This window comes from Micromonospora sp. WMMD1076 (assembly GCF_029581475.1).
Lineage (GTDB): Bacteria > Actinomycetota > Actinomycetes > Mycobacteriales > Micromonosporaceae > Micromonospora > Micromonospora aurantiaca.
The window spans coordinates 402190-429125 of the sequence record NZ_CP120862.1 but is presented as its reverse complement, the minus strand read 5'-3'; the positions used below and the strand labels follow the sequence as shown (position 1 = coordinate 429125).

Here is a 26936-nt window from a genome sequence, read left to right as displayed (position 1 = left end):
CAGACAACGGATCGAAACGACTGCGAGTTCAGCCTGCCCGGGATCGGGTGGCCCGGTCCAGCGCCCGGTCCAGGACGACGAGCAGGGCGTCCCGCACCGAGAGGCGGTCCCGAGCGTCGAACTGCACCAGCGGCACGTGCTCCCCGATCGCCAGCGCCCAGCGGATCGACGGCAGATCCAGGGCCAGCCGGCCGTCGAAGGCGTTGACGCCCACCGCGAACGGCAGACCGGACCGCTCGAAGAAGTCGATCGCCGGGTAGCAGTCGTCGAGCCGGGCGCTGTCCACCACGACGAGCGCGCCGAGCGCGCCCCGGGCCAGGTCGTCCCACATGAACCCGAAGCGCGCCTGACCGGGCGTACCGAAGAGGTAGAGCTTCAGGCTGCGGTCGATTGTCACGCAGCCGAAGTCCATGGCGACGGTGGTGGTGGTCTTGCCGGCGACCCCGCCCGGGTCGTCGATGCCGATGCCGGCGGTGGTCATCTCCGCCTCGGTGGTCAGCGGCGCGATCTCGGAGATCGCGCCGACGGTGGTGGTCTTGCCGACCCCGAACCCGCCGGCTATGAGGATCTTGACCGGGATCGGCGGCCGGGGCGCCGGTACCCGGCTGACGATCGGGGCCGGTTCGGCCGGCGGCACACCCGGCGGCAGGTACGGCAGCGGCGGCGTGGGCGGGGGTGGCGTGGCCCGGCCGATCAGCGGCGCCGGGCCGCCGTAGCGGCTCGGGGCGCTGTTGGCGGCCGGTCCACCCGTGGCGGCCGCCGGCCATTCAGGAGATCGCACGAAGTCCATCAATCACTCGCAGGATGATGTCGGGATCGAGGGCGTCGTCGACGTCCGCGACGTGCACGTCGAGATGGCCGGCGGCGCAGAGGTCGCCGACCAGCACCCGGGTCACCCCGAAGTGCATCCGGGTCCGGGCGGAGATCTCGGCCACCGAGACGGGCTCGGCGCAGATCGCGACGATCGCCGCCAGCTCCGGGGCCAACCGGGCGGTCACCGCCCACGAGGTGCTGCCCGGACGAGCGGTGACCTGGGTCTCCAGGCCGATCGCCGGGTCGCCGTCCACCCGTCCGGAGGTCAGCACGAAGGGGCGTGGGCCGGTCGGCTCCCCGTCGCCCGCGTCCGGCCCCGGCACCGGAGCGGACGCGTGCAGGAAGGGGCGGATCCGGACGCCGGGTTCCGGCTCCGGGTCCGCGCCGGCGGCCCCTGGGATCATTGCTGTACGGCGTTCTTCAGCTCGGCGATCAGACGCGGACTCAGGGCGCCGCCGGCGCGGCCGGCGAACAGCGTCATCTCGTACGCCACGGTGCCCAGGTTCGCCGTGCGGTCGGCGACGACGCCGAGCACCGAGCCGCTGCTGATCGCGCTGATCAGCAGGTACCCCTCGGCCATGTCGACGATCACCCGGTTGAGCGCGCCGAGCGCGTACCAGCTCGCCGCGCCCCCGGCGAGACTGGTCATGCCGGAGACCACGGCGGCGAGCCGTTCCGCGTTGGACCGGTCCTTGATCGCGGACATGGCCATCAGCAGCCCGTCCGAGGAGACCGCGATCGCCTCCATCACCCCGGCGGTGCTGGAGGTGAACGAGTCGAGCAGCCAGTTGAAGGTGCGCGCCTCGGGACTGAGGTCGCCGGTGGTGCTCTGTTCGACGTTCTCGTGGAGGAAGGGGCTGGTCACCGTGATGGGTCCTCTTCGTAGCGGCGGTCGGTACTGACTTCGCGCAGAGCACGGGCGACGCCCGCCTCGAACTCGCTGATCCGGTTGCGTACCTCGACGGGGTCGCCGGGGTCGGAGCTGGTGGGGGGCACGGACTGCGCCGGGGAGACGGACAGGTTCGCGCCGGGCACCCGGCGGCTGAGCCGGGGCCGTTCCGCAGCCCGGGGCGCGTGGTCGGCGTCGCCCTCGGCCCGCCGTACCCCGTCCTGGAACGCCTCGACCAGGGCCCGGACGCTCGACGGGTCCGCCGGTACGCCGATCAGCGGTCCGTCGGTGGCCGGTCCGGCGGGGCCGGCCGGGTCGGCGGGCGGGGCGGCCGGCAGGTTCGCGCCGGGCACCCGCTGCCGGATCGGCGAGCGGGTACCGGGCCGCCCGGCGGGCGGCCCGACCGGGTTCGGCCCGGTCGGCGCCGGCATGACCGGGGGTGACCCGGCGGGCGCCACCGGCCGGGCGCCGCCGGGCGGCGGCGCGAGCCCCGGACCGTGCGGCCAGTGCTGCGGCGCGACGGCCGGGCGGTGCGGCGGCGCGACGGCCGGACCGGCGGGTGGTGGTGCCACCGTCGGGCCGATGGACGGCGCCGGGCGGGTGGCCGGCGGCGTCAGGGTCGGGCCGGTCGCCGGCCCGGCGGCCGGGGGAGCGGCCGGGGCCGGGCCGACGACCGGTGTCGGCGGGGAGACGTGCCCGGGACGCGCCACCGGTCCGGCCGGCCGGGTGCCCGGCGGTACGGCCGACGGCGGCCACGCCGACGGCGGACCGCCGGTGGCCTGACCCTGGTCCTCGATCGGCTCCGTGGTGTCGGCCTGGTGGCCGAACGCGTTCCACGGGTCGCCGCTGGACATGCTGCGCGTGGCCCGGGTCAGCAGCTCGGCGTCGAAGCCGGACGGCGCCTCGACGGCCGGTGGCTCCGGCTCGCGGGTGCCTGGTACGGCGGCCCGGCCGGCGCCGACCGGCTCGGGGCGGCGGATCACGAGCGAGGCGCCCGGGATCTCCAGGGCGGCGGTGACGCCGCTGCCGGGGGTGTGGCCCAGCCGGACGCTCCAGCCGTGCCGGCGGGCCAGCCGGCCGACCACGAACAGGCCGAGCACCTCGGTCGGGGCGAGGTCGAGGCGTTCCCGCCGGGTGAACCGGGCGTTCTCCTCGGCCATCCGGTCGCCGGTCAGGCCGATGCCGTGGTCGACCACCGCCAGCCGGGCTCCGCCGTCGGTCAGCTCGCCGGTCACCACCACGCGGGTGTGCGGCGGCGAGAACGAGGTGGCGTTCTCCATCAGCTCGGCGAGCGTCAGCACCAGGTCGCCGGCGATGGCGGGGGCCGCCGCCACGCCGGGCGGTACCTCCACGTCGACGCGGGTGTAGTCCTCGATCTCACCGAGCGCGAGCCGGACCACGTCGGCCAGCGGGACCGGCGCCACGTGGCCGTCCGAGCCGGTGGCGCCGGAGAGCACCACCAGGCTGCCCGCGTTGCGGCGCAACCGGCTGGAGATGTGGTCGAGCCGGTACAGGTGCTCCAGACGGCCCGGGTCGGTCTCCTGCCGTTCCAGCCAGTCGATGAGCGCGATCTGGCGGCCGACGAGGTTCTGCGTACGGCGGCCGACGTGGCCGAACATCTGCGCCACGTTGCGCCGGCCGGCGACCTGCCGCTCGACCAGCCGGGCGGCGGTGTGCTGCACCCGGTCGAACGCGCGGGCCAGGTCGCCGATCTCGTCCCGGGCGCTGACCTCCACCGGGTCGAGGCGTACCGGGGGGACCGACTCGGACTCGTCGTCGGCGACCCGGGTCAGTTCGGCCTCGGTGACCCGGGCGACCCGTTCGGCGGAGCGGGTGAGCCGGCTCAGCGGCCGGGCCACCGTACGCGCCACGGTCATGCTCAGCAGCACCACGACGAGCAGGATCGCCGCCGCCGCGAGGCTGACCAGCCAGGCCGCGGTCAGCGCCTCCCGTTCCCGGGCGCGGGTCTCCGCGATGACGTCCGCGACGACCTTCTTCTCCACGAACTGGCCGAGCGTGATCATCGACCGGGCCGAGGGGAACAGCACGTCCAGCGGCACCGGCGCGATCGCGCCGTCCGGGTCGCGGAGACTGTCCACCAGGAACGTCGGGCTGGTCCGGGCCGCCACCGCGGCGTCGTCCAGCCGGGCCACCTTGAGCTGCTCGGGCGTGATCAGCTTGCGGAACCGCCGGTTGTCGACGTTGAGCGCCGCCATGCAGGCCACGAACGCCCGGGAGACCTGCGGATCGCCTGTGGCCTTGACCAGCACGATCTGGGTGGTGCACGAGCTGAGGGCCTCGTCGACGCGCAGCAGCGCGTCCAGGGCGAGCACCTGCCGCCCGGCCGCGGTGTCGGTGTCCACCCGGAAGGGCAGCCGCAGCGCGTCGATCAGGGCGGTGTCGACCTCGCCGAACACGGTCAGGATCTGCTGCGGCGTGGCCCGGCCGCCGAGCGTGGCGTTGCGGACGTCCTCCAGCCGGCGTACCCCGTCGAGGCTCTCGCGGACCGCCGTCGGCAGCGTCTCGGCGCGCAGGTCGGCGACCCGGTCGTCGACGGTGGCCGACTTCTGGATCAGCTCGGTACGGCTCACCCGCCCGAGCAGCAGCCCGACCGACAGCAGGCGTTCCTGCTGGAGGTCCTGGACCAGGCTGCCGACCCGGCTGGCGACGCGGACGGTCTCGGCGGTGTCGGCTGCCTCCCGGGCCGCGGTCACCCGGTCGATGACGACCGGTACGGCGAGTCCGACCATGCTGAGCAGCGGAATGATGACCAGCAGGGCGAGCTTGCCCCGGATGCGTAACCTACCGAGCAGCATCGAACGGCCTCCACCGGTCGGCGTCGTCACCGTGGCCCACCGCGACCGGCTGGCGGTCGGCCCCGGGCACGGTGAGCTGTGGGTCCGGGTGGACAGTCGGCACCGGCCCGGCCTCGGCCGGTTCCCGGCGTGCCGGGGTGGTCCGGGACCGGTCCCGGCGCAGCGCGGCCACCTGCAGCGCGACGATCCCGGCGATCAGCACCACCGCCGCCCCGGCGGCGATCCGGCCCAGCAGCCGGTCCCGCTCCAGGGCGTCGAGTCGTTCCCGCAGCAGCGTGTCGAGCTGGTCGAGGATGACCGTGCGGAGCTGCTTGGCGGCGTTCTGCGCGGTGATCCCCGCGCGGGTGAGCTGGTCGGTGCTCGGTGCGGAGCGGCCGGCGCCGGGCGCCGAGTAGACGGCGAACGTCTCCAGTGAGCGCTGGTAGGTGTCCAGCGGCGTGAGCACGTTGGCGCCCAGGTCGGTGCTCTCCGAGCTGTCGACCGCCGAGCGCAGGTCGGCGACCAGGTCGGTGGCGGGACCGAGCGCGGAGACGCGCAGCTCGGCCAGCTCCGCGCCGACCCGCGCGCCGTCGGCGGCGGGGCGCTTGGCGGACAGCCGGGCCAGGTCGACGAGCCGCCCGGCCAGCACCGTCGCGGTGGGCAGGTCCCCGCCGATGCCGTCCTGGAGGAAGAACGAGTCGGAGCGGGGGTCGCGGATCAGGCCGGAGCTCTCCCGTACCTTCCGGTAGAGGGCCAGGAGCAGGTCGGACGCCTCGCCGTAGGCCCGGTACGCGGCCTCGGGGTCACCGATCCCGCGGTCCGGCAGCGCCTCCAGCTTGGCCCGCAGCCCGGCCCAGCGTTCGTGGGTGCGCAGCTCGTCGCCGACGGCGTTGTCCACCTCCGCGACGCCCTCGATGGCGGCGGCGAGCGGGGCCCGGGAGACGGCCCCCTCGGCGACGGCGATGGCCTGGGCCTCCACCAGCGTGTCGGTGACCGGCCCGAGGGCGCGCAGGTAGCGGACGCCGAGCCGTTCCCGGCTCGCCAGGTCGTGGTCGTCGGCGAAGTCGCGTTCGGCCTGGACGAAGATCAGCCCGAGCGGGGCCAGCAGCGCCAGCGCCAGCACCAGGGCGAGCGTGCGGCCCGGTACGGCGGGCCGCCGGCGAACCCGCGACGCGGGGACTGTCATGGTGTGTCTCCTCCGGCGACGGCGGGGCGATCGGTGCCCCGGGAGGTCGTCGTACGCAGTCCCGTGCACCGGACCGGAAAAGTAGCCGAACCGGACGCACGTGCGACCTCGGTCGATGAGTCGACTTCACGTCAGTCCACTGTGGGTGACCCTGCGTCAGAGCGAAAGGTACGTAGCGTGTGATCGTGTCGCCGAGAAATGACATCGACGATGGTTTGCGCCCGTAAATGTGAATTCACATGATCCGAATACGTCCCGCTGGGATGCTCTGGACCTTTGGCGGATGACTGACGCTTCGCGACGATCGGCGCAACCGGACAGACGTACGGCGGATCTCAGGGAATGCTCAGCCGCAGGCCCGTACCGTGTGCCGCATGAGATCAACCGCCGCGCGGCTCCGGCGCGCCCTGGCCGGCCATCCGCGCCGCACCGCCGCCGCAGTGGTGGTGGTCGTCCTCGTCGCCGCCGCGCTGGTCTGGGTGGCCCGGCCGCAGGGCGCGGACTTCCGGACCGAGCCGGCGCTGGTGACAGTGCGTTCCGGGCCCTCCGGCGACGAGCCGGTCGACCTGGACACCACGCTCTACCTGCCGGCGGACGCCTCGTCGTCGAACCGGGTGCCGGCGGTGCTGCTGGCGCACGGCTTCGGCGGGACCAAGGACTCGGTCCGCTCCGACGCCGAGGACCTGGTCGCCCGCGGGTACGCGGTGCTCACCTGGACCGCCCGCGGGTTCGGGCGCAGCGGCGGTCAGATCCACCTGGACAACCCCGACTACGAGGTGCGGGACGCGCAGCGGCTGCTCGACCGGCTCGCGCAGCGGCCGGACATCCGCCTCGACGCGGCCGGCGACCCCCGGGTCGGTGTGGTCGGGGGCTCGTACGGCGGCGGCCTGGCCCTGCTGCTCGCCGCGCAGGACCGGCGGATCGACGCGATCGTCCCGATGATCACCTGGAACGACCTGTCCCGCGCCTTCCTGCCGGAGAGCAGCGGCCGCCAGCCCACCGACGGCGTGTTCAAGAAGGGCTGGGCCGGCATCTTCTTCGGCGGCGGCGGGAACGCCGGATCCGGCCCGGCCGGGCTCTCCGGGGCCACCGCCGCGGCACCGGAGGGCGCACCCGAGTCGGCCGGCCCGCCGAGCCCGCAGCCGGGCGCCGGGCCGGGCACCGGTTCCGGTCGCGCGCCGGCCGGTGCCGCCGACCCGTCCTGCGGGCGCTTCGCGGCCGACGTCTGCGCCGCGTACCTGCGCATCGCGACCACGGGCCGGGCCGACGCGGCGGCGGTCGAGCTGCTGCGACGGTCGTCGCCAGGCGGCGTGCTGGACCGGATCGAGTCGCCGACGCTGCTGGTGCAGGGCGAGGCGGACACGCTCTTCCCGCTGGCCGAGGCGGACGCCAACGCCCGCGGCATCGCGGCCGCCGGCACGCCGGTCCGGGTCGCCTGGTTCACCGGCGGCCACGACGGCGGCTCCGGGCCCACCTCCGACTCCGACCGGGTGAAGTTCCTGACCGCGCAGTGGCTCGACCACTACGTCAAGGGCGACGGTGCGGCGCCCGGCGACACGTTCACGTTCTCCCGGATCGCCGGTTTCGACGCGCTCGACCGGGGCCTGGTGGCGACCAGTTTCCGCACCGTCGACTATCCGGGCCTGGCCGGGCAGGACCGCCGCGAGGTGACGCTCGCCGGTCCGCCGCAGCCGGTCGCCGTACCGCCGAACGGCAACCCGGCGGCGATCTCCTCGGTGCCGTTCGCGGGCGCGCTCGGCTCGCTGCTGGACGGCGTCGCCGGTGACATCCCCGGTCAGCACGCCCGCTTCGAGTCGGCGCCGCTGGACGAGCCGGTCGACGTGGTGGGCGCGCCCACGGTGCGGATCAGGGCCGCCTCCCCGACCGGCGAGGCGGTGCTGTTCGTGAAGCTCTACGACGTCGACCCGCAGGGCGCGGCCACGCTGCCGTCCGGCCTGGTCGCGCCGGTGCGCCTGACCGGCCTGCCGGCCACCGTCGACGCGGCCACGCCGGTCACCGTGACGCTGCCGGGGATCGTCCGGCGGGTCGAGGCCGGGCACCGGCTGCGGCTCGTGGTGGCGACGTCGGACCAGGCGTACGCCTCGCCCGCCGAACCGGCCGTGCACACGGTGGCGCTCGCCGACGGGCCGCTGACGCTGCCCACAGTCGACGCCACGCCGATCCCCACCACCGCCACGATCTGGCGCTGGGCACTGGCCGGCCTGCTCGCCGCGATCGTGGCCGGGCTCGTCGTGGTCGTGCTGCTCACCCGCCGCCGGCACCGTCGCCAGGACGACTCGGTGCACCCGGAGTACGCGGGCGTCCCGCTCGCCGTGCGCAACCTGCGCAAGGAGTACGCGGACGGCTTCGTCGCGGTCTCCGACGTGGACTTCGAGGTGCACCCCGGTCAGGTGGTCGGCCTGCTCGGGCCCAACGGCGCGGGCAAGACCACCACGCTGCGGGTGCTGATGGGACTGACCCAGCCCACAGCCGGGGAGATCTACGTCTTCGGTCACCGGCTGGTGCCGGGCTCGCCGGTGCTGTCCCGGATCGGCGCGCTGGTCGAGGGGCCGGGCTTCCTACCGCACCTGTCCGGGCTGGACAACCTTGAGGCGTACTGGCGGGCCACCGGGCGGCCGTGGGAGGACGCGCACTTCGACGAGGCGCTGGAGATCGCCGGACTGGGCGACTCGGTGCACCGGCGGACGAAGAAGTACAGCCACGGCATGCGGCAGCGGCTGGCCATCGCCCAGGCCATGCTCGGCCTGCCCGAGCTGCTGGTGCTGGACGAGCCGACGGACGGGCTGGACCCGCCGCAGATCGCCGAGATGCGCCGGGTGCTCCGGCGCTACGCCACCGACGGCCGGGCGGTGCTGGTCTCCAGCCACCTGCTGGCGGAGGTGGAGCAGACCTGCACGCACGCGGTGGTGGTGAACAAGGGGCGGATCGTGGCGTCCGGCCCGGTGGAGGAGATCGTCGGCGAGTCGCCGAGCGTGCTGTTCGAGGTGAGCGACCCTGATGCGGCGCGGACGGTGCTCGACCGGCTCGACGGCGTGCGGGTGCTGCCCGACGCCGACGGCGGGCTGGTCGTCGACACCAACGGCACCGCCCGCAGCGAGGTGGTGGCCGAACTGGTCCGCGCCGGCATCGGGGTGGACCGGGTGGTGCCCCGGCGCCGCCTGGAGGACGCGTTCCTCGCCCTGGTGGGCGAGAACTCTCGGGGAAGCGGGGACCGGTGATGGCGGGTTCGTCTGTGGCATCGTCGCCTGGTGGCGGCACGTCCGGTACGGCGGCGCCGGGCGCGGGCGGCGCGGCGGCCGGTTACCGGCCCTCGGCCACGCTCCCGTTCGCCGCAGAGTTCCGGCGGCAGGCATCGCGGCGGCGTACCCAGCTCGCGCTGGGGTTCATGGTGCTGCTGCCGCTGATCATCCTGGTGGCGTTCCAGTTCGACGCCGGGGACGACGACGGCGGGCGGGGCGAGTTCTCCAGCCTGGCCGACCTGGCCACGTCGGGCGGGCTCAACTTCACCCTGTTCTCGATCCTGGTGTCCGCGTCGTTCCTGCTGGTCGTGGTGGTGGCGCTGTTCTGCGGCGACACGGTGGCGAGCGAGGCGAGCTGGGGCAGCCTGCGCTATCTGCTGGCGGTGCCGGTGCCCCGGGCCCGGCTGCTCGCGGTGAAGCTGGTCGTCGCGCTCGCGTACTCCGGGCTGGCTCTGCTGTTGCTGGCCGGCACCGCGCTGCTCGCCGGCACGCTCCGGTACGGCTGGAAGCCGCTGGGCAGCCAGGTCTCGGCCGAGTTGGCGCCGGGGGACGGGTTGCTGCGGCTGCTCGGTGTGCTCGGCTATCTCGCGGTCGTGCTGCTGGTGGTGGCCGGGCTGGCGTTCCTGCTGTCGGTGACCACCGATGCCGCGCTCGGTGCGGTCGGCGGGGCGGTGCTGCTGTGGATCCTGTCCAGCATCCTGGACCAGATCACCGCGCTGGGCGGGCTGCGGAACCTGCTGCCGACCCACTACAGCAGCGCCTGGCTGGGGTTGCTGTCGACGCCGATGCAGACCGACGACGTGGTCAAGGGCGCGTTCTCGGCGGTCGTCTACGCCACGCTCTTCTGGGGCCTGGCCTTCTGGCGCTTCACCCGCAAGGACGTCACGAGCTGAGGTGACCGGACGGGGTCACCACAGGAGCGCCGCGGCCCATATCATGGGAGCGTTCCCATGAGATTGTCCCGCCTGCAAAGATATCGATTAACATCGATCAATACTCCCGCCATCCTGGACGGCGTCCGGCACCCGTACCAGGAGGTTCCCTATGATCCCGGCGCAGCTGAAAGACCCCGTGCTGTCCCTGTTCCGCATCGTCACCGGCGTGCTCTTCCTCTGCCACGGCGCCGCCTCGATCTTCGGCCTGTTCGGCGGCAACCCGGCCACCGGCGGTGCCGTCCCGTTCGCCACCTGGCCCGGCTGGTGGGCGGCGCTGATCCAGCTCGTGTGCGGCGCGCTGGTCCTCGTCGGCCTGTTCACCCGGCCGGCCGCGCTGCTGGCCTCCGGCTCGATGGCGTACGCGTACTTCGTGGTGCACCAGCCGCACCACCTGATGCCGATGCAGAACGGCGGCGAGCTGGCCGCGCTCTTCTGCTGGTCGTTCCTGCTGGTCGCGGTGCTCGGCCCGGGAAACTGGGCGCTCGACGCGCTGCTGGCCCGCCGCCGGTCCACCGCGACCGAGCCGACCGCGGCCCCGGCCTCGATCCCGGTCTGAGCGTTCGCGCCGAACCAGATCCCGGTCGGGGCGACCCCGTGCCGGGCTCTGGTTCCACAGCTTCCACAGCGGATCGACCGGTGGAGCCGGTCGCGGTGGCCGGACGCCGAGCCGGCCCACAGCGTGGGATCCCGAGGTGGCGCGGCAGTGAGCAGCGCCTAGACTCGGCGGCACAACTGAATACCTCATCCAGAGGGGCTGAGGGATACGGCCCGACGACGCCCCGGCAACCACCCGCACGCTCGACGACGAGCGACAGCGGGCAGGTGCCAATTCCGTCCCCGCCGCACCCGGCGATGCGGGGAAAGATGAGAGGAACTCCTCGACATGACGTCGACGCTTCCCGTCGCCACCGGTATCGACACCACCCTCAGCCCGGCCCGCGCCCTGGTCTGCCGTGCCTGTTCGGCGCGGTATCCGCTCGCCGCGCAGCACGCCTGTCACGAGTGTTTCGGGCCGCTGGAGGTCGACTACGACACCGCCGCGCTCGCCGCCGTCACCCGTGAGCAGATCGAGGCCGGTCCGGACAACATCTGGCGGTACGCGGCACTGCTGCCCGCCGGTCAGGCCCCGGCCACCCGGGTCACGCTCGACCCGGGGCTGACCCCGCTGGTCGCCGCCCCGCACCTCGCGGCCGAGCTGGGGCTCACCGCGCCGCTCTGGGTCAAGGACGACAGCGCGAACCCCACCCACTCGTTCAAGGACCGGGTCGTCTCGGTGGCGCTCACCGCGGCCCGCGCGCTCGGCTTCACCCGCTACGCCTGCGCCTCCACCGGCAACCTCGCCAACTCCGTCGCCGCGCACGCGGCCCGGGCCGGCGTGCCGTCGATCGTCTTCATCCCCGGCGACCTGGAGCAGGGCAAGGTCGTCACCACAGCGGTCTACGGCGGCGACCTGGTCGCCATCGACGGCTCGTACGACGACGTGAACCGGCTCTGCGGCGAGCTGGTGGAGACCGACGAGTTCGAGGACACCGCGTTCGTCAACGTGAACGTCCGGCCCTACTACGCGGAGGGCTCCAAGACGCTCGGCTACGAGGTGGCCGAGCAGCTCGGCTGGCGGATCCCGGCCCAGGTGGTCATCCCGATGGCCAGCGGCGAGCTGCTCACCAAGATCGACAAAGCGTTCGCAGAGCTGGTCGAGATCGGGCTGGTCGAGGCGCCCGCCGGCGGCTGGAAGGTGTTCGGCGCGCAGTCGGCCGGCTGCAACCCGATCGCCACCGCGCTGCACGGTGACACCGACACGATCGTGCCGGTCAAGCCGGCCGGCATCGCCAAGTCGCTGAACATCGGCGACCCGGCGGCCGGGCTGTACGCGCTGGAGGCGGTGCGGCGTACCGGCGGCTGGATGGACTACGCCGACGACGACGAGATCCGCGCGGGCATCCGGCTGCTCGCCCGTACCACGGGGGTGTTCGCCGAGACGGCCGGCGGCGTGACGGTCGCGGTGCTGCGCAAGCTGGTCGAGTCGGGCCGGCTCGACCCGGCCGCCGAGACGGTGGTGTTCAACACCGGCGAGGGTCTGAAGACGCTCGACGCGGTGGCCCCCCAGGTCGGCCCCACCCACCGCATCAAGCCCAGTCTCCGCGCCGCCCGCGACGCCGGCCTCCTCGCCTGACCTCTCCGGTCCTCCGCCACCCGCGGTGATCAAGGAGTATGTGTCGCCGGCCGGGCCGTTTCGGGACACGAACTCCTTGATCACCGCCGCCGGCGGGGTCGGCCGGGTGGGGGAGGTGGGCTCGCCCGGGTGGGGGATCGGGTGAGACCGGTGGGTAACCGGTGATGTGCGGTGAGTGCCAGAAAACCGCCCTCAAGGACTTGACGGCAGGAACCGGACGGCGCAAGATGCTTCGTGCGGGAGGGCATCCGCCGGAGACTTTTCAAGTTCTTGCGACCCAACGCCGGAGGCGTTGTGCGGACGTCCCTCCCGACCAACGTTCGAAGAGGCCAGCGGAAAACCGCTGGCCTCTTCGCTGTGCCCGGCACACCCTCGGTGGCATGACGCTCACTGTGACGCCGCTGGATCCGACCGACCGGCAGACGCTCGACGCGGTCTACCGGATCGCCTGTGGCGCGCAGTCCGTCGACGAGCCGGACCTGCCCGACCTCTGCCGGCGGCGGTTCGAGGCGCGGCGCGCACGCTGGCCGACGTCCGCCGCCGCCTCGACGTGGCCGGGCTCGACCGTGACCGGCTCGCCGCGCTGCTGGCCGACACGCACGCCGCGGCGACCGGCTACCGGCTGGTGCGGTGGCGCGACCACACGCCCGAGGAGTACGTCGCGGACGTCGCCTACCTGGAGGGCCGGCTACTGCTCGACGCGCCGATGGGCGAGCTGGACTGGAGCCGGAGCAGGTGGACGCGGCGCGGGTGCGGGACGCGGAGCGGGCGCTGGACGCCCGGGGCGTACGCCGGTACAACACCGGCGCGGTGCACGAGGCGACCGGCCGCCTGGTCGGGTGGACCCAGCTCAGCCTGGACGCGAGCAGCACCGGCCACGCCTGGCAGCAGATCACCATCGTCGACCCCGGCCACCGCGGCCACCGGCTCGGGCTGCTCGGCAAGACCGGGAACCTGGTGTACGCGCTGGCGAACGAACCGGCGTTGCGGGCCGTCGACACCTGGAACGCGGCCGTGAACCGCCACATGATCGAGATCAACGAGCAACTCGGGTTCCGCCCCGCCGCCGGTTCGGTCGACTGGCAGCTGACGATCTGAGTTGTGACACGCCCCTACTGATCTGGTGCCTTTCTGTTGCATGATGGCGGGCATGACGGAGACCCCGCACCCCCTGTACGACAGGCACCGCGAGACCCTCGACCGGGCGCTGACCGCCATCGCGGAGCGCGGGTACTGGTCGGCCTATCCCGAGTCGCCCAGCCCCCGGGTGTACGGCGAGACCGCCGCTGCCGACGGCAAGGCCGCCTTCGAGGCGTACCTGGGCGGGGACTTCCCGCTCGACCAGGCCGGTGACGGCACCACGGTGGCCACCGAGGCCAGCCCGTTCGGGGTGGCGCTGGACGTGCGCTACCCGCACGCGGGCGCCGACCAGCTGGTGTCTGCGGCGAGCGCCGCGCTGCCCGCCTGGCGCGACGCGGGCCCGCAGGCCCGGGCCGGTGTCTGCCTGGAGATCCTGGACCGGCTGCACCGCAACGTGTTCGAGCTGGCGAACGCGGTGCAGTTCACCAGCGGCCAGGCGTTCGTGATGGCGTTCCAGGCCGGTGGCGCGCACGCGCTGGACCGCGCGCTGGAGGCGGTCGCCTACGCGTACGCCGAGATGACCCGCCACCCGGGGACCGCCGGGTGGGAGAAGGCCGCAGGCAAGGGCGACCCGCTGCGGATGACCAAGACGTTCCACGTGGTGCCGCGCGGGGTCGCGCTGGTCATCGGCTGCAACACGTTCCCGACCTGGAACTCGTACCCCGGTCTGTTCGCCTCGCTCGCCACCGGCAACCCGGTGGTGGTGAAGCCGCACCCGCGCGCGGTGCTGCCGCTGGCGATCACCGTCAGGTACGCCCGGCAGGTGCTCGCCGAGGCCGGCTTCGACCCGAACCTGGTGCAGCTCGCCCCCGAGACGGACGGCGAGAAGCTCGCCACCACGCTGGCCCTGCACCCGGCCGTGAAGATCGTCGACTTCACCGGCTCCACTGAGTACGGCGACTGGCTGGAGGCGAACGCCCGGCAGGCCGCCGTCTACACCGAGAAGGCCGGCCTGAACACGGTGGTGATCGACTCCACCGACGACTTCGCCGGGCTCTGCCGCAACCTCGGCTTCACGCTGACGCTGTACAGCGGCCAGATGTGCACCACCTCGCAGAACCTGCTGATCCCGCGCGACGGCATCGAGACCGACCAGGGGCACAAGAGCTTCGACGAGGTGGCGGCGGGAATCGCCGGCGCGGTCGCCAAGCTGACCGCCGACCCGGCCCGGGGCGTCGAGCTGACCGGCGCGATCGTCAACGACGGCGTGCTGGAGCGGCTGGAGGAGGTCACCAAGGTCGGCGAGCCGGTGCTGGAGTCGCGCACCGTCGAGCACCCGTCCTTCCCCGGCGCGGTGGTGCGTACGCCGGCTGTGGTGAAGCTGGACGCGTCCGACACCGCCACCTACTCGCGGGAGTGGTTCGGGCCGATCTCGTTCGCCGTCGCCACCGACTCCACCGAGCACAGCCTGCGCATCCTGCGCGAGACGGTGGGGGAGAAGGGCGCGCTGACCGCGGGCGTCTACTCCACGAACGAGGCGGTGCTGGACGCGGCCGAGGCGGCGGCGATCGACGCCGGGGTGCACCTGTCCTGCAACCTGACCGGCGGGGTGTTCGTCAACCAGTCGGCGGCGTTCTCCGACTTCCACGGTTCGGGCGCGAACGCGGCGGCCAACTCGGCGCTGACCGACGGCGCGTACGTGGCCAACCGGTTCCGCATCGTGCAGAGCCGCCGGCACGCCTGAAAGGAGGGGCCCCTTCTTAACGCCTCCGGTAGAGGAGGGGCCCCTTGTTAACGCCGCGCCGGGTCAGGCCGGGCGGCGCATCTGCAGCTCGTACAGGCCAGTGATCCGGGGGTGCGGCACCCGTACCCCGGTGTCCACGAAGCCCAGCTTCTGGTAGGCCCGGTAGGCGCGGTCGTTGCCGACCACCACCTCCATCATCAGCTCGGGCCGTCCGCAGGCGCGCGACCAGGCCGCCACCTCGTCGACGAGCGCCGCCAGCAGGCCGCTGCCCCGCCGGGCCGGCGTCACGTAGACCGCGTAGACGAGCGTCAGGCCCGGCTCGTCCGGCGCGGCGATGCCGCCGGCGTGGCCGACCAGACGGCCGCCCGGGTCGGCCACGAACTGCGCGGTGTGGTCGCCCCGGGAGACGGCCGCGACCCGGGCCGCGAACTCCGCGTGCGGCCGGGCGGCGGCCTCGGCCACCGTCTCCAGGAAGGCCAGCGGGGAGTCGGCCAGCATCTCCAGCCGGAGCGCCCGCATCCGGGCGGCGTCCTCCGGCCGGACCCGGCGGACGGTCGTCGTGGTGCTCGCGCTGGTCATCCCGCATGCATACCGGACGGCCCGCAGCGAGTGTGCGACAGGCCCGGGTACGCCCCGGAATATGCCCGATTTGTGGTCGTGCGCCGTCGTCACGCCTCGTGTAGCGTGCGATTTCGGTCACCGAATTCAGCGTCGCCGATCGCTGGACCGGTGCGCCACCGGTGCCGGTCCGCCGGTTTCCGGGTGTTGGAACGCCGCGCAGAGTGAGGAAGTGCACCGTGGCACAGGGCACCGTGAAGTGGTTCAACGCCGAAAAGGGCTACGGCTTCATCGCCGTCGACGGCGGGCAGGACGTCTTCGTCCACTTCTCCGCGATCGAGATGGACGGCTACAAGGCGCTCGACGACGGCCAGCGCGTCGAGTTCGAGATCGCGCAGGGGCAGAAGGGTCCGCAGGCCGAGCGGGTCCGCGTCATCGCCTGACCTGCGGCGGGCGGTGCTCCCGCGACCGGACCCCGGACCGGGGGCTGCGCCGCGGCCTGCCACCGTGGAAGATCATGAGCCGTTCCAGCCGTAGTCGCTGAGGAGGGCCCATGTCCGATCTGCCCCCGTCGGGTTCCACCGAGCCGGCGGCGTCCGGCCCTCCGGCCGACCCGACCGCGCCCCCGCCGCCCGCTGCCAAGCCGGCACCGGGACCGGCGGGGTCCACCGGAGGGGCCACGCCCGCCTCCGGCGCGTCCGGCGCCGACCCGTGGGCCGGTCATACCGGCCCCGTGCCGATCGTCCCGGCCCAGCCGGGGTACGACAGCCCGCAGCCCGACCCTCCGTTCCCGGCCACCCCGCCCGGATGGACGGCGCCGGGTGACGCCTCACCCGGCCACACCTCGCCGGGCTGGACCGTGCCGCCGGGCACCCCGCCGCCGGGCGGGAACGCGCCGGGCACTCCTCCGCCGGGCTGGAACGCGCCGGGCACTCCGCCGCCGGGCTGGAACGCACCGGGCACTCCGCCGCACGGTTGGAGCGCACCAAGCACTCCTCCGCACGGTTGGAACGCGCCGCCGGGCACCCCGCCGCCGGGCTGGGGTGGTCCCGCGTACCCGGGCTATCCGATGCCCGGTGCGGCCTACCCGGTCCCCGGTGCGGCGTATCCGGTGCCGGCCGGTCCCGGGGCGTACGCCGGCTGGTTCCCCGGCATCGACCCGCAGGATCCGCTCGTCAACCCGCCGCACGCGGGGATCGGTCCCTGGTTCGCCCGCTGCACCGCCGCGCTGCGGCGCGGCTGGCGGCAACTGCTGCCCATCGTGCTGCTCACCCAGGTCGCCCCGGCGGCGGTGATCGGCGTCCTCACGCTCGTCTTCAGCCCCGAGGGTGAGATGGCGACCGCCCCGGACGGCGCGCCGGTGCTGCCGGCCGGCTTCTGGGGGCAGATGCTCGCCTTCTACGGCGTGCTCCTGTCCGCCGGGCTGATCTTCGGCCTGCTCCAGGCGGCGGGCTGGGCCGCCGGCACCTGGGTGGTCGCCCGCCAGGCGGCCGGCGAACCGGCCGGACTCGGCGCAGCCTTCCGGTACGGGCTGAGCCGTGCCCTCGGCCTGTGGGGCTGGACGCTCCTGGTCTCGCTGCTGGTCATGATCGGCAGTTGCTTCTGCCTGCTGCCCGGCCTCTACGCCGCGTTCGCGCTGGCCCTGTTCGGCCCGGTCTACCTGTTCGAGCGGCGGGAGCCGATCGGGCGGGCGTGGCGGATGTTCCACAGCCGGTTCGGGATGGTGCTGGGCCGGGTCGCGCTGGTGATCGCGGTCCTCGTCGCGGCGACTGTGCTCGACGCCGTGGTGGGCGGGATCAGCGGGGCGGTGTTCGGCGTCGAGCCGATGAAGGCCGTCGGCACCGCGATCGGCGCCGCGGCGCTCGCCGTGTTCGGCGCCCTGCTGGCTGCCCCGGCCTACCTGGCGCAGCAGGTCGGGCTGGTCGTCACGTACGCCGAACAGCGGGCTCACGAAGGCCCGGTGAACGCGGCCCGGCTGGCGGCGGAACTCGGCTGAGCGGGGCTGTCGTGCTTGCACTCGGCTAGGGAGAGTGCTAAACAAGTCATTGGCACTCGCGTACGGTGAGTGCCAGAAGGTCGGGGCGGTAGGGCCACGGTCGCGCCGGTGTCCGCAGGGGCGCCGGAGCGGTACGAGGCCGGTCGTCGCGGGCTGTCCGGCCCGACCGAGGAGACGTCGTCGTCGCCAGGTGGCGACGTCCCCAAGGTGCGTACACCAGACGGCCCATCCGGGCATCCGGGTGGCCCGTGAGTGTCCAGGAGGACAACGCCGTATGGCCAAGATGATCGCGTTCGACGAAGAGGCGCGCCGCGGCCTCGAGCGGGGCATGAACCAGCTCGCCGACGCCGTGAAGGTGACCCTCGGCCCCAAGGGCCGCAACGTCGTGCTCGAGAAGAAGTGGGGTGCCCCCACCATCACCAACGATGGTGTGAGCATCGCCAAGGAGATCGAGCTCGAGGACCCGTACGAGAAGATCGGCGCCGAGCTGGTCAAGGAGGTCGCGAAGAAGACCGACGACGTCGCCGGTGACGGCACGACGACGGCGACCGTCCTGGCCCAGGCCCTGGTCCGTGAGGGTCTGCGCAACGTGGCCGCCGGCGCCAACCCGATGGCCCTGAAGCGGGGCATCGAGGCCGCCGTGGCCAGCGTCTCGGAGGAGCTGCTCAAGCTCGCCAAGGACGTGGAGACCAAGGAGCAGATCGCCTCCACCGCCTCCATCTCCGCCGCCGACCCCAGCGTCGGCGAGATCATCGCCGAGGCGATGGACAAGGTGGGCAAGGAAGGCGTCATCACCGTCGAGGAGAGCAACACCTTCGGCCTGGAGCTCGAGCTCACCGAGGGCATGCGCTTCGACAAGGGCTACATCTCCGCCTACTTCATGACCGACCCGGAGCGTATGGAGGCCGTCTTCGACGACCCGTACATCCTGATCGTCAACAGCAAGATCTCGTCGGTGAAGGACCTGCTCCCGATCCTGGAGAAGGTCATGCAGTCGGGCAAGCCGCTGCTGATCATCGCCGAGGACCTGGAGGGCGAGGCCCTCGCCACCCTGGTGGTCAACAAGGTCCGTGGCACCTTCAAGTCGGTCGCCGTCAAGGCGCCGGGCTTCGGTGACCGCCGCAAGGCCATGCTGACCGACATCGCCATCCTCACCGGTGGCCAGGTCATCAGCGAGGAGGTCGGCCTCAAGCTGGACGCGACCGGCCTCGAGATGCTGGGCCGCGCCCGCAAGGTCGTGGTGACCAAGGACGAGACCACCATCGTCGACGGTGCCGGTGACGCCGAGCAGATCCAGGGCCGGGTGAACCAGATCCGGGCCGAGATCGACAAGAGCGACTCCGACTACGACCGGGAGAAGCTGCAGGAGCGTCTGGCCAAGCTGGCCGGCGGTGTTGCGGTGATCAAGGTCGGCGCGGCCACCGAGGTCGAGCTGAAGGAGCGCAAGCACCGTATCGAGGACGCCGTCCGCAACGCGAAGGCCGCCGTCGAGGAGGGCATCGTCCCGGGTGGTGGCGTCGCGCTGGTGCAGGCCGGCAAGACCGCCTTCGACAAGCTGGACCTGGCCGGCGACGAGGCGACCGGCGCGCAGATCGTCAAGATCGCGCTGGACGCCCCGCTGCGGCAGATCGCCGTCAACGCCGGCATGGAGGGTGGCGTCGTCGTCGAGCGGGTTCGCAACCTCGACCCGGGTCACGGCCTCAACGCCGCGACCGGCGAGTACGTGGACCTGCTGGCCGCGGGCATCATCGACCCGGCCAAGGTGACGCGTTCCGCGCTGCAGAACGCCGCCTCGATCGCCGCGCTGTTCCTCACCACCGAGGCCGTCGTGGCGGACAAGCCGGAGAAGACCCCGGCCGCCCCGGCGGGCCCGGGTGGCGGGGAGATGGACTTCTGAGTCCAGCTCCATCCAGTACGCCGAAGGGGGCGGGCCGCGTCAGCGGTCCGCCCCCTTTCCGTATCCGGCTCAGGTGGGCAGTGGGCGCTGGTTGCGCCGCTTGTGCGCCCTGTCGTACGGCGGCGGCAGCCGCCTCGGCTCGTCCACCGGCTGCCGTGACTCCTCCACCGGTGGCCCGTCGCCGCCGGTCAGCTCGGCGAGCTGTTCGGCGTCGCCGACGTCGAGCCGGTCGAACGGAAGCTGGCCGGGAAGCTCGTCGGACGGGCGCCGGCCCGCCGCCGGATCCTCGGCCCGTTCGTCATTCGTGGTCATGCACCGCCTCCTCTGCTCCGACCGTAGAGCCCGGTCGATGGCGAAGGAGGCTGAATGGCGCTATTGACGTCTATGCCCCTTTGACGGCTTTCCGGTAGAGGAAGAACACCCGCTCGATCCGGGCACCGGCCGCGTTCGAGTAGAACGGCACCGGCCCCACCCAGCCGATCTGTGCCGCGGCGATCCCGGCGGCCGCCTGGTCGCGCAGACAGCGACGCAGCAGCACACCGCCGATCCCGGAGCCCTCCGCCGCCGGAGCGGTGCCCATCGGCCCGAACCAGCTCGGCCGAGCCGACCCGTACGCGGCGAACCCGAGGATCTCGCCGCTGCGCTCGGCGAGGTGCACACCCGCGTCCGGCCGCCCGACCGAACCGGCCAGCTCACCGTCCCAGGCACCGCCGAACGTGGACCGGGCGAACGCGGCGAGCGCCGGCAGGTCGTCGGAGGTGGCACGGCGTACCGTCACGCCCCGCCCGGCCAGCCGCTGCTCGGCGGCCTCGGTGGAGCGCAACGCCGCCGACCCCTCGGTCAGCGCGGCGGTCATGTTCCAGGCGGTACGGTCCTGCCGGTAGCCGAGCCGCTGCGCCGCGCAGACCGCCGGTGTGTAGCGCACGTCGACGCCCGGCCAGGCGTAGTACGGCGGGTTGCCGGCGAGCAGCACCTCGGCCGCGCCGAGCGCGGCGAGCCGGCTCTCCGCCCCGGCCAGCAGCGTCCCGCCCACGCCCTGGCGGCGCTCCTTCGGCGCGACAGCGACCAGGTCGACGTGGCCGAGGCGCGGATCGGCCGCCGACAACGACCCGACGAGTACGCCCACCAGCGCGCCGTCGCGTACCGCACCGAGGCGCAGCACCGGACGGTCGGCCGCGGCCCGCTCCGCCACGGTGACCACCACAGCTGACGCCTCGGCCGCGTCGTCCGCCAGATCGAACGACAGCCGGCACAGCTCGACCACCTCGGGCAGCCGGTCCCGGCCCAGCTCGATGATCTCCACGTCCATGGATGCCGACAGTAGGGCATCGGCAGACCAATGGACAGGGTTGTTAACCGGTGGTCACCGACCGGGCCGCGCGCACCGCCGCGTACGCGTCCACCAGCCCGGCGCCGGAGACGTCCTGCGGTCCACCGCAGGCGTCGGCGGGCGACGCGACCGGTTGCGCGGTGTCGCGCAGAACCGCCCGGGTCCGCTCCAGGTCTCCGACCAGCGCCGGGTTCGCCGACCACATCAGCGCCACCACGCCCGCGACCTGCGGCGTGGCCATCGAGGTGCCGTCCAGGGTGGCGTACCCGCCGCCCGGCATCGCGGACAGCACCGCGGCGCCCGGGGCGACCAGGTCCGGCTTGGCCCGGCCGTCCGGTGCCGGGCCCCGGCTGGAGAACTCGGTGACGCGCCGCTGCCGGTCCACCGCCCCGACGGTCAGCACGTCCGGGTACGGCGCGGGCGCATCGGTGATCGAGCCGCACGACGGGCCGGTGTTCCCGGCCGCGGCCACCACCAGGATGCCGGCCGCGGTCAGCGCGGCGGTCGCCGGTCGCAGTGCCCCCGGGTCGCACCCCTCCACCGGCGGGCAGCCCCACGAGTTGGTGAGCACGTCCGGGGCGCGGGAGGGACGGCCGTCGGTCAGCGGGTTCCCGCCCGGCGGGAACGGGGCCAGCATGAACTGGAGACAGTCGAGGTAGCGGGCCGGGCTGCCCATGTTGCGGTCCAGGTTGACGCAGCCGACCCAGCTCGCGCCGGGCGCGACGCCGATCCCGTCCCGGCCCACCGCGCTGCCCAGCGTGTGCGTGCCGTGGCCGCCCCGGTCGGCCGGTGCCGGGCGGCCCTCCCACGGGTCGTACCACGAGTCGTCGCCGCCCCGGAAGCCGCCCGCGAGCGCCGGGTGCCGGCCGTCCACCCCGGAGTCGGAGCTGCCGACCACCACACCGGACCCGGTGACGCCCAGGTCCGACCAGACCCGGTCCGCGCCGATCAGCGAGATGTTCCAGGCCGGGCCGCCCGGCGCCGGGGAGTCGCCGCGCGCCTGCGGGGCGAGCGCGGGCAGCGGACGCAGCCGCTGGCTCACCAGCACCCGGGCCACCTCGGGACGGCTGGACAACCAGGTCCGCACCGCCGGCCCGCCGTCCGTCTCGATCGCGTTCACCAGGTAGTACGGCGTCGGGTTCAGCCGCATCCGGGTGAGCGTGCGGCGCAGGTCGCCCTGCGTGCGGTCGGCTGCCGCCACCAGCCGCCGGTAGACCTCGCCGGCCCGGGCGTCCCGTCCGGCCCGGCCCGGCGTACCGGCCGGCAGGCCGGTCAGGTCGGCCTGCTCGCGCAGCACCACGAGTAGCCGCTCGCCGTACAGTCCCGGCCGGCCGGGGACCACGTACACCACGGCGACGGCGGCGAGCAGCGCGGCGGCGGCCAGCGCGGCCGGACCGCGCCGGGGCGCGCGGGCGCGGGACCGGGCGAGCAGCACGCCGTACCCGACGGCCAGCAGGACCGCGACGGCGAACGCCACGCCGGTGCCCACCGCGACCCAGAACGGCGCGTCGCGAGTGGCGGAGAGCAGGAGACTGATCTCCTCCGGGTCGGTGAACGCCAGCGGCCCCAGCAGGGCGAGCCCGACCAGCCGGCGCACCGGCGCGGGCCCGGCCGGACGGCCCGCGTGGCGGGCCGCCGCCTCCAGCGCGGCCAGCACGAAACCGAGCGGCGGCAGCAGAAGCAGCGCCGGCAGCTGCACGCCCGACTGCCCGGCGCCGGCCGCGAGCGGCGTCAGCGTGACACCCGCGACCAGGCCGCCGACGAGCACCAGCCGGACCGGACCCGGCCCGAACGCGGCCCAGAAACCAGCGCCGAGCAGCGCCCCGGCGAGCGCGCCCAGTGCGGCGGCGGCCAGGCCGGCCAGCAACGTCTCCAGCGCTCCGCCCAGCGCGCCCACCCAGGCCCACGGCAGCAGCACGGCCAGCCCGGCCGCGATCGCCAGCAGCGACACCGGCCCGAACCGGCCCTCCGGGGCCGCGTCCACCACCACCGGTGGCCGGACCCGGCCGAGACGGACGGCGACGAGCGCGAGCACCGCGGCGGTCACCGCGAGCGCGGCCAGGTACGCCTCGTGGTGCACCGGCGGCACCGTCCGCAGCAGCGTGGTCGCGCCGAGCGCCACCACGGCGGCGGTCCAGGCCCGGCCGGTCGCCCGCAGCGCGGGGGAGCGGGGCGCGAGCGCCAGCGCCAGCGCCGGAGCGCCGGCCAGCAGCACGGCGGTCACCGCGACCACCGGCCAGGCCGCCACCGGCCGGTCCGCGCCGATGACCAGCGCCACCTGGTCGACCAGCCAGCCGGTGATCTGGCCCGGCACGGTGACCAGCACGATCCACACCCCGGTCGCCACCGCCGCGACGACCGGCCACGGACCGGTCTCGCGCGGTGGCGGCGGTACGGGAGCGAGCGGCGGACCGGTCAGCATGGTCATCACGGTACGGCCGGGCCGTGTCGCCGCGCGCCCGGGACGGTTACCGTTGACTGGTGCGTGACCCGAGTGTGTCCCGATCCACGGCCGGCCGGCTGTCCGCCGAGCGCCGCGCCGACGACCTGCGCCGCCTCCGGGCCGAGCGGTTCGACGTGCTGGTCATCGGCGGTGGCGTGACCGGAGCGGGCGCCGCGCTCGACGCCGCGTCCCGAGGGCTCAAGGTCGCCCTGGTGGAGGCGCGCGACTACGCCGCCGGCACGTCCAGCCGGTCCAGCAAGCTGATCCACGGCGGCCTGCGCTACCTGGAGCAGCTGGAGTTCCACCTGGTCCACGAGGCGCTGACCGAGCGCGGCCTGCTCGCCACGCGGCTCGCGCCGCACCTGGTCCGGCCGGTGCCGATCCTGGTGCCGCTGCCCGCCGAGGGCGGCGCGGGCGACCTGCCCCGGCGGTTCTTCCGCCGCTCCTACTACGGCCTCGGCGTGGCCGCGTACGACGCGTTCGCCGGGGTGTTCGGCGGCGGTCGCGGCATGCCGCTGCACCGGCACCTCACCCGCGAGGGCACCCGCCGGATCTTCCCCAGCCTCCGCCCGGACAAGCTGGCCGGAGCGATCCGCTACTACGACGGCCAGGTCGACGACGCCCGCCTGGTGGTGACGCTGGCGCGTACCGCGGCGAGCCTCGGCGCGACCGTGGTGACGAGCGCCCGCGCGGTCGGCCTGATCCGCCAGGCCCGGGAGGTCACCGGCGTGCGGGTCCGCGACCTGGAGGCGCCCGCCGGTTCGCCGGACGCCGAGTTCGAGGTACGCGCCCGCACCGTGATCGCCGCCACCGGCGTGTGGAGCGACGACATGTCGCGGATGCTCAACGACGTCGGGCTGCGCCCGAAGCTGCGGGTCCGGGCCTCGAAGGGGGTGCACCTGGTGGTGCCCCGCTCGGCGATCGTCGGCGAGACCGGCCTGATCCTGCGTACCGCGACGAGCGTGCTGTTCGTGATCCCCTGGGGCGGGCACTGGATCATCGGCACCACCGACACGGACTGGCAACTCGACAGGTCCCACCCGGCCGCGACCGCGAGCGACATCGATTACCTGTTGTCGCAGGTGAACACGGTGCTGGACCGGCCGCTGACCACCGCCGACATCGAGGGCGTCTACGCCGGGCTGCGCCCGCTGCTGGCCGGCGAGGCGGACTCCACCTCCAAGCTCTCCCGCGAGCACGCCGTGGTGGAGCCGATGCTCGGCCTGCTGCTGGTCGCGGGCGGCAAATACACCACCTACCGGGTGATGGCCTCCGACGTGGTCGACCGCGCGATGCACCGGCTCGGCCGGGTCCGCCCCTCGCGTACCGCCGACCTGCCGCTGCTCGGCGCCGACGGGTACACCGCCATGTGGCGGGACCGGGCCGACCTGGCCCGCCGTCACGGGGTGGCGGTCGGTGTGGTCGAGCACCTGCTGGAGCGCTACGGCACCCTCACCCTGGACCTGCTCGCCCTGGTCGACGCCGATCCGCTGCTCGGCTCGCCGCTGGCGGGCGCGCCGGAATACCTCGCCGCGGAGGTGACGTACGCCGCCCGCGCCGAGGGCGCGCTGCACCTGGAGGACGTGCTCACCCGGCGTACCCGGATCTCGATCGAGACCAGCCACCGCGGCCTGGAGTCGGCGGAGCACACCGCGGAGCTGATGGGTGCGGTGCTCGGCTGGGACGCGGCGACCCGGGACCGGGAGGTCGCCCACTACCGGGCGCGGGTGCTGGCCGAGCGGGAGTCGCAGCTCATGCCCGACGACATCGCTGCCGACGCGGCCCGCCTCGGCGCGCCCGACGTACGCGGATTCGCGGCAGACCGAGGGACCGACGGCCCGGGCGTTGAACTTCCGGCCTCCCCCAGGTAGGGGATCCCCGACCCGGACCGCTCGGCCGCTGGTGCGCGCTACCTACGGAAGTGTAGGTTTCCCCGCGTGGTTCGCCCATCCTGGTTGCGCGTCCCCGCCCTGTCCGCCGTCGTCCTGCTGGCTCTGACCGGTTGCTCCTTCGGCCGGGCCGAGGGCGCCACCACATCCGGGGCGGCGGGCACGGCCAGCCCGACACCGGAGGGCAGACGTGTCTCGCTGGTGCAGCGGCTCGGCGACGGCCCGGTCCGCAACCTCGACGTGGACCCGTCCGGCCGCTGGCAGTGCCGCGACTGCGCCGGCGACGGCGTGGACGCCACCGGCACGCTGAGCCCGGAGCAGACCACGCGCCTCCAGCGGATGCTCGCCGACCCGGCGATCGCGAAGGAGACCGACCAGGCCCGCAGCTACAAGCAGGGCTGCATCGGCGTGCTGACGTCGACGCTGCTCGTGCCGCCGGACCTGACAGTCACCATCCAGGACTGCCCGGGCGAGCCGAAGCCGAAGGTGGCCTACGACGTGCTGCTGCTCGTCACCCAGGCCACGCCCGCGGAGGACAGGGGCTAGAACACCTTGCCGGGGTTGAGCAGCCCGGCCGGGTCCAGCGCCGCCTTGATCGCCTGGTGCACGCGTACGCCCACCGGCCCGATCTCGCGGGCCAGCCAGTCCCGCTTGAGCAGCCCGACGCCGTGTTCCCCGGTGCAGGTCCCGCCAAGGTCCAGCCCCAGCCGCATGATCTCGTCGAAGGCCCGCCGCCCCCGGGCCAGGCTCGCCGGATCGGCCCGGTCGACCACGATGTTCGGGTGCATGTTGCCGTCGCCCGCGTGGCCGACCACCCCGATCGGCACCCGGCACGCCTCGGCGATCCGGGCCACCCCGTCGAGCAGCTCGGCGAGCCGGCCGCGCGGCACCGCCACGTCGTCGATGACCAGGCCGCCGTTGCCACCCGGGAACGTCTCCGCCGCGAACCGCTCCATCGCCGGATGGGCCAGCCGCCGCGCCTGGAGCAGGGCCGCCGCCTCGGTCGCGTCGGTGGCCGCGTAGACCTCGTCGGCACCCGCCGCCGTGCACACCTCGGCGAGCCGGGCCAGGTCGTCGGCGGCCCGGGCGCCGGTGTCCACTGCCGCGAGCAGGAGCGCCTCGGCATCAGTGCGCAGACCCATCGGCCGGTACGTCTCGATCGCCCGCAGATGGGTCCGGTCCAGCAGTTCCAGCAGGCTCGGGGTGAGTCCCCGCTCGGCGATCCCGGCGACCGCGCCACCGGCAGTCGCCACAGTGGGAAAGACCGCGACCAGGGTCAGTGACTCCTCCGGGGCCGGGCGCAACGCCACAGTCACCTCGGTGATCACGCCGAGTGTGCCCTCCGAGCCGACGAAGAGGCGGGTCAGGTCGTACCCGGCGACCCCCTTGGCGGTACGCCGCCCGGTGCGCAGCACCTCGCCGGAGGCGAGCACCACCTCCAGGCCCAGCACGTACTCGCTGGTCACGCCGTACTTCACGCAGCACATGCCGCCGGCGTTGGTGGCCACGTTGCCGCCGATCGTGGACGACTCCCACGAGCCCGGGTCCGGCGGATACCAGAGGCCGTGCTCCCGTACCGCGCGGGCCAGCGCCGCGTTCACCACGCCCGGCTGCACCACGGCGATCCGGCCGACCGGGTCGATCTCCCGCACCGCGTCCATCGCCACCGTGCTCACCACCACCGCGCCGTCCACCGCGTTCGCCGCGCCGGCCAGCCCGGTCCGCGCCCCCTGCGGCACCACTGGTACGCCGTGCCGGGCCGCCACCCGGACCACCGCCGCCACCTCCTCGGTGTCGCGGGGACGCACCACCACCAGCGGGGTGCCCGAGTCGCACAGGTCGGCCTCGTCGCGCTCGTGCCCGGCCAGCAGATCCGGATCGGTCAGCACGGCGGCGTCGCCGAGCGCGGCCCGCAGGTCGTCGAGGAGGGGATGGGCGGCCATGCCGG

20 protein-coding genes, 1 pseudogene and 1 riboswitch are annotated in these 26936 nt (G+C 74.0%); of the genes and pseudogenes, 11 read left to right on the top strand and 10 right to left on the bottom strand.

Annotation, left to right across the window (positions count from 1 at the left end; all coding sequences use genetic code 11):
• Positions 1–28 precede the first annotated feature (28 nt).
• Genes O7622_RS02235 through O7622_RS02215 form a run of 5 tightly spaced genes read right to left on the bottom strand, consistent with a single transcriptional unit; the run spans position 29 to position 5683 of the window.
• Positions 29–790: an ATP/GTP-binding protein gene (locus tag O7622_RS02235; RefSeq protein ID WP_013288868.1), complete on the bottom strand. Its 762-nt coding sequence runs from the start codon at positions 788–790 to the stop codon at positions 29–31.
• On the bottom strand, positions 768–1217 hold the full coding sequence (locus tag O7622_RS02230) for a DUF742 domain-containing protein (protein WP_282311631.1): 450 nt from the start codon (positions 1215–1217) through the stop codon (positions 768–770). The genes O7622_RS02235 and O7622_RS02230 overlap by 23 nt, the downstream gene beginning before the upstream one ends.
• Positions 1214–1678, bottom strand: a complete 465-nt coding sequence (locus tag O7622_RS02225) for a roadblock/LC7 domain-containing protein (RefSeq protein ID WP_013288866.1) — start codon at positions 1676–1678, stop codon at positions 1214–1216. Before O7622_RS02225 ends, O7622_RS02230 begins: the two co-directional genes overlap by 4 nt.
• Entirely contained in the window at positions 1675–4518 is a 2844-nt protein-coding gene (locus O7622_RS02220) for a nitrate- and nitrite sensing domain-containing protein (RefSeq protein ID WP_282311630.1), read from the bottom strand. The genes O7622_RS02225 and O7622_RS02220 overlap by 4 nt, the downstream gene beginning before the upstream one ends.
• Positions 4505–5683, bottom strand: coding sequence for a hypothetical protein (locus O7622_RS02215; RefSeq protein ID WP_282311629.1), 1179 nt, complete (start codon positions 5681–5683; stop codon positions 4505–4507). The genes O7622_RS02220 and O7622_RS02215 overlap by 14 nt, the downstream gene beginning before the upstream one ends.
• 374 nt (positions 5684–6057) lie before the next feature.
• Between O7622_RS02215 and O7622_RS02210 the strand changes: the two genes are divergently transcribed.
• The 6 genes and pseudogenes from O7622_RS02210 (at position 6058) to paaN (ending at position 14875) form a co-directional block, all read left to right on the top strand.
• Positions 6058–8922 carry an alpha/beta fold hydrolase gene (locus O7622_RS02210; protein ID WP_282311628.1) on the top strand — a complete coding sequence of 955 codons (2865 nt, stop codon included), beginning with the start codon at positions 6058–6060 and terminating at the stop codon, positions 8920–8922.
• Positions 8922–9836: an ABC transporter permease subunit gene (locus O7622_RS02205; RefSeq protein ID WP_282311627.1), complete on the top strand. Its 915-nt coding sequence runs from the start codon at positions 8922–8924 to the stop codon at positions 9834–9836. Before O7622_RS02210 ends, O7622_RS02205 begins: the two co-directional genes overlap by 1 nt.
• 151 nt (positions 9837–9987) lie before the next feature.
• Positions 9988–10434, top strand: coding sequence for a DoxX family protein (locus tag O7622_RS02200; protein ID WP_282311626.1), 447 nt, complete (start codon positions 9988–9990; stop codon positions 10432–10434).
• 182 nt (positions 10435–10616) lie between these two features.
• Positions 10617–10749: riboswitch (SAM riboswitch) on the top strand.
• Positions 10750–10761: 12 nt separating this feature from the next.
• On the top strand, positions 10762–12051 hold the full coding sequence (gene thrC / locus O7622_RS02195; protein ID WP_282311625.1) for a threonine synthase: 1290 nt from the start codon (positions 10762–10764) through the stop codon (positions 12049–12051).
• 523 nt (positions 12052–12574) lie between these two features.
• Positions 12575–13149 (top strand): annotated as a pseudogene (locus O7622_RS29170) (GNAT family N-acetyltransferase); the annotation flags it as partial.
• Positions 13150–13201: 52 nt separating this feature from the next.
• Positions 13202–14875, top strand: a complete 1674-nt coding sequence (gene paaN, locus O7622_RS02185; protein WP_282311623.1) for a phenylacetic acid degradation protein PaaN — start codon at positions 13202–13204, stop codon at positions 14873–14875.
• A 63-nt stretch (positions 14876–14938) separates the two neighbouring features.
• Here the strand turns inward: paaN and O7622_RS02180 are convergent, their stop codons facing one another.
• Positions 14939–15454, bottom strand: a complete 516-nt coding sequence (locus tag O7622_RS02180) for a GNAT family N-acetyltransferase (protein WP_282311622.1) — start codon at positions 15452–15454, stop codon at positions 14939–14941.
• Positions 15455–15672: 218 nt separating this feature from the next.
• Here O7622_RS02180 and O7622_RS02175 point away from each other — a divergent pair, with 218 nt between their 5' ends.
• The 3 genes from O7622_RS02175 (at position 15673) to groL (ending at position 19326) form a co-directional block, all read left to right on the top strand.
• Positions 15673–15876 carry a cold-shock protein gene (locus O7622_RS02175; protein WP_013288855.1) on the top strand — a complete coding sequence of 68 codons (204 nt, stop codon included), beginning with the start codon at positions 15673–15675 and terminating at the stop codon, positions 15874–15876.
• Between the two features lie 110 nt (positions 15877–15986).
• Positions 15987–17429: a hypothetical protein gene (locus O7622_RS02170; RefSeq protein WP_282311621.1), complete on the top strand. Its 1443-nt coding sequence runs from the start codon at positions 15987–15989 to the stop codon at positions 17427–17429.
• Positions 17430–17703: 274 nt separating this feature from the next.
• Positions 17704–19326 (top strand): chaperonin GroEL, encoded by a 1623-nt coding sequence (groL, locus tag O7622_RS02165; protein ID WP_013288853.1) that lies wholly within the window; start codon positions 17704–17706, stop codon positions 19324–19326.
• A gap of 69 nt (positions 19327–19395) precedes the next feature.
• Here groL and O7622_RS02160 read toward each other — a convergent pair whose 3' ends face one another.
• The 3 genes from O7622_RS02160 to O7622_RS02150 form a co-directional block, all read right to left on the bottom strand.
• Entirely contained in the window at positions 19396–19638 is a 243-nt protein-coding gene (locus tag O7622_RS02160; protein WP_262013250.1) for a hypothetical protein, read from the bottom strand.
• Positions 19639–19708: 70 nt separating this feature from the next.
• Entirely contained in the window at positions 19709–20635 is a 927-nt protein-coding gene (locus tag O7622_RS02155) for a GNAT family N-acetyltransferase (RefSeq protein WP_282311619.1), read from the bottom strand.
• Between the two features lie 43 nt (positions 20636–20678).
• Complete coding sequence (locus tag O7622_RS02150) at positions 20679–23084, bottom strand: S8 family serine peptidase (RefSeq protein WP_282311618.1); 2406 nt, start codon at positions 23082–23084, stop codon at positions 20679–20681.
• A gap of 68 nt (positions 23085–23152) precedes the next feature.
• On the opposite strand from O7622_RS02150, the gene O7622_RS02145 reads away from it, so the two are divergent.
• Complete coding sequence (locus tag O7622_RS02145; protein WP_282314006.1) at positions 23153–24970, top strand: glycerol-3-phosphate dehydrogenase/oxidase; 1818 nt, start codon at positions 23153–23155, stop codon at positions 24968–24970.
• A gap of 66 nt (positions 24971–25036) precedes the next feature.
• The gene (locus O7622_RS02140) at positions 25037–25534 is read left to right on the top strand and encodes a hypothetical protein (protein WP_184974480.1); all 498 of its coding nucleotides are present in this window, start codon (positions 25037–25039) and stop codon (positions 25532–25534) included.
• Here O7622_RS02140 and O7622_RS02135 read toward each other — a convergent pair.
• Positions 25531–26931 carry an FAD-linked oxidase C-terminal domain-containing protein gene (locus tag O7622_RS02135; RefSeq protein WP_282311617.1) on the bottom strand — a complete coding sequence of 467 codons (1401 nt, stop codon included), beginning with the start codon at positions 26929–26931 and terminating at the stop codon, positions 25531–25533. The genes O7622_RS02140 and O7622_RS02135 overlap by 4 nt on opposite strands.
• Positions 26932–26936: the final 5 nt, after the last annotated feature.

Excerpts from the sequence above, each read along its gene's own strand:
- O7622_RS02205 (WP_282311627.1), top strand. The coding sequence starts at position 8,922 with ATGGCGGGTTCGTCTGTGGCATCGTCGCCTGGTGGCGGCACGTCCGGT.
- O7622_RS02150 (WP_282311618.1), bottom strand. The coding sequence starts at position 23,084 with ATGACCATGCTGACCGGTCCGCCGCTCGCTCCCGTACCGCCGCCACCG.
- O7622_RS02200 (WP_282311626.1), top strand. The coding sequence starts at position 9,988 with ATGATCCCGGCGCAGCTGAAAGACCCCGTGCTGTCCCTGTTCCGCATC.
- groL (WP_013288853.1), top strand. The coding sequence starts at position 17,704 with ATGGCCAAGATGATCGCGTTCGACGAAGAGGCGCGCCGCGGCCTCGAG.
- paaN (WP_282311623.1), top strand. The coding sequence starts at position 13,202 with ATGACGGAGACCCCGCACCCCCTGTACGACAGGCACCGCGAGACCCTC.
- thrC (WP_282311625.1), top strand. The coding sequence starts at position 10,762 with ATGACGTCGACGCTTCCCGTCGCCACCGGTATCGACACCACCCTCAGC.
- O7622_RS02215 (WP_282311629.1), bottom strand. The coding sequence starts at position 5,683 with ATGACAGTCCCCGCGTCGCGGGTTCGCCGGCGGCCCGCCGTACCGGGC.
- O7622_RS02160 (WP_262013250.1), bottom strand. The coding sequence starts at position 19,638 with ATGACCACGAATGACGAACGGGCCGAGGATCCGGCGGCGGGCCGGCGC.
- O7622_RS02230 (WP_282311631.1), bottom strand. The coding sequence starts at position 1,217 with ATGATCCCAGGGGCCGCCGGCGCGGACCCGGAGCCGGAACCCGGCGTC.
- O7622_RS02210 (WP_282311628.1), top strand. The coding sequence starts at position 6,058 with ATGAGATCAACCGCCGCGCGGCTCCGGCGCGCCCTGGCCGGCCATCCG.
- O7622_RS02220 (WP_282311630.1), bottom strand. The coding sequence starts at position 4,518 with ATGCTGCTCGGTAGGTTACGCATCCGGGGCAAGCTCGCCCTGCTGGTC.
- O7622_RS02180 (WP_282311622.1), bottom strand. The coding sequence starts at position 15,454 with ATGACCAGCGCGAGCACCACGACGACCGTCCGCCGGGTCCGGCCGGAG.
- O7622_RS02155 (WP_282311619.1), bottom strand. The coding sequence starts at position 20,635 with ATGGACGTGGAGATCATCGAGCTGGGCCGGGACCGGCTGCCCGAGGTG.
- O7622_RS02235 (WP_013288868.1), bottom strand. The coding sequence starts at position 790 with ATGGACTTCGTGCGATCTCCTGAATGGCCGGCGGCCGCCACGGGTGGA.
- O7622_RS02170 (WP_282311621.1), top strand. The coding sequence starts at position 15,987 with ATGTCCGATCTGCCCCCGTCGGGTTCCACCGAGCCGGCGGCGTCCGGC.
- O7622_RS02135 (WP_282311617.1), bottom strand. The coding sequence starts at position 26,931 with ATGGCCGCCCATCCCCTCCTCGACGACCTGCGGGCCGCGCTCGGCGAC.